The 3,859-nt window shown below is 75.5% G+C and carries 2 protein-coding genes; both read right to left on the bottom strand.

All coding sequences use genetic code 11. From position 1 onward, the window contains the following. On the bottom strand, positions 1 to 3,333 hold a 3,333-nt coding region (locus EBH09_RS30310), incomplete at its 3' end, for an amino acid adenylation domain-containing protein (RefSeq protein ID WP_121750078.1). Continuing rightward, a partial coding sequence (locus tag EBH09_RS30305) for an acyl carrier protein (protein WP_193776615.1) occupies positions 3,330 to 3,859 on the bottom strand: 530 nt, incomplete at its 5' end. The genes EBH09_RS30310 and EBH09_RS30305, both read right to left, overlap by 4 nt.

Here is a 3,859-nt window from a genome sequence, read left to right as displayed (position 1 = left end):
ATGGCCGAACATGTCGAGGCGGGTGACCTGGAGGCCGAGCCTCTCGCGCAGGGTCGCCACCACGGTCGTCAGACGCAGCGAATCGCCGCCGACGTCGAAGAAGTTGTCCTCGGCACCGACCCGCTCCACGCCGAGCGCCTCGCACCAGACCCGGGCGATGCGCCGCTCCAGGTCGGTACGGACGTCGGCCGCGCCGCCGGCGACGCGGCCGACGTCGGGCTTGGGCAGGGCCTTGCGGTCGACCTTGCCGTTCGGGGTGAGCGGCAGCCGGGGCAGGGCGACGAGGGCGGAGGGAACCATGTAGGCGGGCAGGCGCTCGCCGAGGGCGGCGCGCAGTCCGGCGGCGTCCAGCGGACCGGCCGGGCCGACCAGGTAGCCGGCCAGGCGGCGTTCGCCGGGCCGGTCCTCGCGGACGACGGCGACGGCGGCGGTGACGCCGGGCAGCCGGCGCAGGGCGGACTCCACCTCGCCGAGTTCGATCCGGTAGCCGTTGAGCTTGATCTGGCCGTCGATCCTCTCCAGGTACTCCAGGCGGCCGTCGGGCAGGTGGCGTACCAGATCGCCGGTGCGGTAGGCGCGGCCGGGGCCGCCGTCCGGGGCGGTGACGAAGCGTTCGGCGGTCAGCTCGGGCCGGCCGAGGTAGCCGTCGGCGACACCGTCGCCGGACAGGTACAGCTCGCCGGGGATGCCGGGCGGGACCAGGACGCCGCGCTCGTCGAGGACGTGGCAGCGGGTGTTGCCGATGGGCCGGCCGATGGTGGCCGCCTCGCCGGGCGACACCCGGTCCACGGTGGACCAGATGGTGGTCTCGGTCGGTCCGTACATGTTGTACAACGCTCCGACACGGGGCGCGAGTTGCCCGGCCAGCTCGTCAGGCAGCGGTTCGCCGCCGCACAGCGCCCGCAGCGCCGGATCGCCGGTCCAGCCGGCGGCGATCAGCATCTGCCAGGTGGTCGGGGTGGCCTGGAGGACGGTGGGTGCGGAGCGTTCCACGCGCTCGCGCAGGGCGACTCCGTCGGCGGCCTCGGCGGCCGGGAGGACCTCCACGGTGCCGCCCCGCACCAGCGGCAGGTACAGCTCCAGGCCCGCGATGTCGAAGCACACGGTGGTCAGCGCGAGCAGCGAGTCCCGGGAGTCGAAGCCGGGCCTGCGGGCCATGGTCCACAGGAAGTTGACCAGCGCCCGGTGACCGACCTGGACGCCCTTGGGCAGGCCGGTGGAGCCGGAGGTGTAGATCACATAGGCGGGAGCGTCCGGGTCGGAGCGGTCGAGGGGGGCCGCCGGCGGCCCTGCGGTGAGCGCGGTGGCGACCGGTACCGGGGTCACCGGGAACTCCGCCAGGGTGCCGCCCAGCGTCTCGTCGGTCACCACCAGTCGGGCGCCGGAGTCCTGGAGCATGTGGCCGATCCGGGCGGGCGGGTAGATCGGGTCGATCGGCACGTAGGCGGCGCCGGTGCGCAGGACGGCGAGCAGGCTGACCAGCAGTTCGGGCGAGCGCTCCAGGTAGACGCCGACGAGCGTGCCGGGGCCCGCGCCGAGGCCGGCGAGGTGCCGGGCCAGCCGGTCGGCGGCCTCGTCGAGTTCGCCGTAGCCGAGGGCACGGTCCTGGAAGCGGACGGCGGTGGCGTCCGGTGCGGCGCAGGCGATGTCGGTGACCAGCCGGGTCACGGTCTTCTCGCGCGGATACTCCTCGCCGGTGTCGTTCCACCGGCCGAGCAGCAGTTCCCGTTCCTCGGGTGCGAGCAGGCCGGCGGTGCCGAGCGGGCGGCGGGGGTCGGCGGCGAGGTCGTCGAGGAAGGCGGCGAAGTGTCCGGCGAGCCAGCGCTCGTGGTCCGCGGTCAGTCCGGCGCCCGCGTGGAAGCCGACGGCTCCGTCGGCGTCGACGCGGACGGTCAGCGGCCGGCCGCCCGGTTCGGCCGCGCCACCCGGCAGAACGACGGCGACGGGCAGCCCGGTGCGGGCGGCGCCGGTCAGGTCCGGGTGGCGCAGGGGCAGGTCGCGCCGGTACGGCGTGCGGTCCCGGAGTCCGTCGAGCGCGGTGCCGAGCAGTGCGGTGAGGCCGGAAAGGGTTTGGTCGAGCAGTCCTTCCGGTGTGTGCAGGGGCACGTCCGGCGCGAGGATGCGGCAGGCGGTCTGGGAGGCCGCTCGCGGGACGGACACGGCGACGTGCCGCTCGTCGCCCCGGGTGAGCCGGGTGAGGAAGGCCAGGACGGCGGCGAGGGCCGACCGCTCGGGCTCCGTCCCCCGCTCCCGCAGGGCGTCGGGCAGCGCGACCGGGCCCGCCGGGCGGGCCACCGGCTTCAGCGGGCCGAACCTCGGCGGGAGCACCGGTCGCAGTGACCGCAGGGTGCGCAGCCAGCGGCGCTCCTGGCGGTGGGCGGCGCGGGCGGCGTCCGCGAGTTCGGCGACGGCCGTGTCGGGCGGCTGCGGGAAGCGGCCGTCGAGTTCCTCGGCCAGGGCGAGGGGATCGAGCCGTTCCCCGGCCAGGGTGGCGAGGTCGGTGAGGCGGACGTCCTGGTCGCCGGTGGCCACGGTGAGGGCGTCGGGGCCGGCGCCGACGACGGTGCCGGGCTCGGCGGTGGAGGGCCGGTCGGTGACCTCCACGGCGCGGACCGCCAGCAGGTCGTCGCCGCACGCGAGCAGCGCCGTGCCGAAGTCGTTGCGGCGGCGCCCGAACGCGGTGGCGCGCACCAGCGCGTCGAGTTCGGCGGCGGGCCGGCGCCAGTCGAACACACCGCCCCGGGGCAGGCCGTCGTACCGGCCGTGGTAGGTACGCAGGCCCCGGTCCTGGGGCGTGCGGGTGGCCGTTCCGGTGGCCAGTTCGTCGACGAGTTCGGCGAAGGACTCGACGCCCGCCTCGAAGCAGGCGACGTCGAGGTCGTGCACCGTGGCCGCCGGGTCGACGGGCACCGTGCGCTGCTTGAGCACGTCGCCGGCGTCGGCCTCCAGGCGCATCACGTGCCAGGTGACACCGTGCTGCTTGTCGCCGTCGAGGATGGCCCAGCTGGTGGCGAACAGACCCGCGTGCCTGGGCAGCGGACCGTCGTGGAAGTTGACGGGCAGCCGGGCGGGCAGGGCGAGCACCTCCTCCGGAAGCATCCGGAGGTTGGCGATGCTGAACAGGTAGTCGAAGCGGAGCGGGGCCAGCCGCTCGGCGAGGTCCGCGTCGAACGGCACGGCGGGCAGCCCCTCCTGCCCGGCCCAGTCGAGGAGCTCGGCGGAAGGGGACACCACGGCGGCCACCGTGTGTCCGCGGGCCACGAGCAGCCTGGTGCACTCGACGAGGAGGGTCTCCTCGCCGATCACGACACAGCTGAACGGCTCGGCAGTCATCGTCGGCCTCCTTCGGACTGCCCGCGCTGGGGGAGCAGTTCGGCCAGCAGCTCGTCGACGGCTGCGTCGGACAGGCCCGCGACCAGGCGCTCGGCGTCGCCGGCCGGGGCGGGCCCGGTCTCTGCGGGGGTGGTGGGCTGGGGAGCGGTGGGCTGAGGGGCGGTGGGCTGAGGGGAGGTGTCAGGGGTGCCGAGGGGCTCCGGGCTGTGGGCGCGGGCGCCGAGGTGCCCGGCCAGCTGACGGATGGTGATCCGCTCGAACAGCAGGGTCGCCGGCTGGGGGCCGTGGACGGCTTCCAGGGCGCGGGTCAGCTCCAGGACCACCAGCGAGTCCACGCCGTAGTTCTCGAAGGTGAGGTCGGGGTCGAGCTGGTCGGGGGTCATCTCCAGGACACGGGCGAAGACATCCGTCACCTGGCGCAGGGTGTCGTCCTGGGAGGCCGGGGAGACGGGGGCGGCCGGGGCCGCGGAGGGAGCCGGCGCGTGGACCGGGGCCGGGCCCGGGTCCTGCGTCCGCTCCGGGTGGC

Source organism: Streptomyces sp. E2N166, from assembly GCF_003671715.1.
In the GTDB taxonomy this organism is placed as follows: Bacteria; Actinomycetota; Actinomycetes; order Streptomycetales; family Streptomycetaceae; genus Streptomyces; species Streptomyces thinghirensis.
The sequence above is the reverse complement of the archived record's forward strand: the minus strand, read 5'-3'. Positions and strand labels throughout refer to the sequence as shown.